Here is a 1,025-nt window from a genome sequence, read left to right as displayed (position 1 = left end):
AAGCTGCGGTAAAGATCGTCACGCACAAGATCATCCACGCCCTTGAAGACCACCAGTGTGTTGACTTAGATGAGCTCAACGGAAAGATTGTGGGCTTAGTCGATGCGATCAACACCTCCGTGCCGTTTCGCAGCCAGCAGTCAAGCCGCAGGGATCTCTTCGAAGCACACGAGCAGCATCTCCTTGCTGACCTGCCGGCAACCCCGTGGCAACATACCGAGTGGAAGCGTGCGAAAGTAGCCCCGGATTTCCATATCACGGTTGCAACGGTGCGCTACTCCGTTCCGCACCAGCTTGTTGGCCGCACTGTCGATGTGCGCATCACAGGCCAGGTCTTGACCGTCTTTGACCAGGGGACAACCGTGGCAACCCACCAGGTTTCGCATAAGCGTGGGGCCTATGTCACTGACTATGAGCACATTCCATCTGGAATGGACTCCACCCGTGGGCTGTGGACAAGCGACTACTTTTATCGCGAAGCCAGCAAAACCGGCCCGGCAACACGCAAGGTCATCGAAGAACTCATCGCGGCGAAAGCCATCCCGGCCCAGGCGTACCAGTCCTGTAGAAACGTGCTGTCGATGGGCAAACACGGCAACAAACCAATCCTGGAAGAGGCATGCCAGCGCCTGATGGCCAACGACGGCAGCCGACGGGCTGTGTCATATACCGCGGTCAAAAACATGATGGCCGCCATACGCAAAGAACACGCCACCCGGCCTGCGGGTTAGACCAGGCCCCGCGCAGCACCACAGTCAACCAGCCCACCGCCCCTGCAATCACCGACCGGGATACCACCGGCGCGTTTCTCGGCGGTGCAGACCAGTTCAGCATGGACAACCTCGCTAAGAAAGGACACTAAAAGCCCATGTCATCACCAACCCCGCCAGCAGATCGCTTCCTTGACGAGTCCGTCCTGCCCGACTTCACCGCGCTGCGGATGACTGCCTTCGGCAGAAGCGTCATCGACATCGCCAACGATCCCGCATTCGACGCATGGACGTTTTCCCAAAAGGTGCTCTACG

At 58.5% G+C, this 1,025-nt stretch carries 1 pseudogene; it reads left to right on the top strand.

What is annotated here, in order from left to right:
* Window positions 1-731, top strand: a pseudogene (locus tag HMPREF2792_RS04155) (IS21 family transposase); the annotation flags it as partial.
* Between the last annotated feature and the right edge of the window lie 294 nt (window positions 732-1,025).

Origin of the sequence: Corynebacterium sp. HMSC068H04 (assembly GCF_001811255.1) — a bacterium.
Lineage (GTDB): Bacteria > Actinomycetota > Actinomycetes > Mycobacteriales > Mycobacteriaceae > Corynebacterium > Corynebacterium hesseae.
The sequence above is the reverse complement of the archived record's forward strand: the minus strand, read 5'-3'. Positions and strand labels throughout refer to the sequence as shown.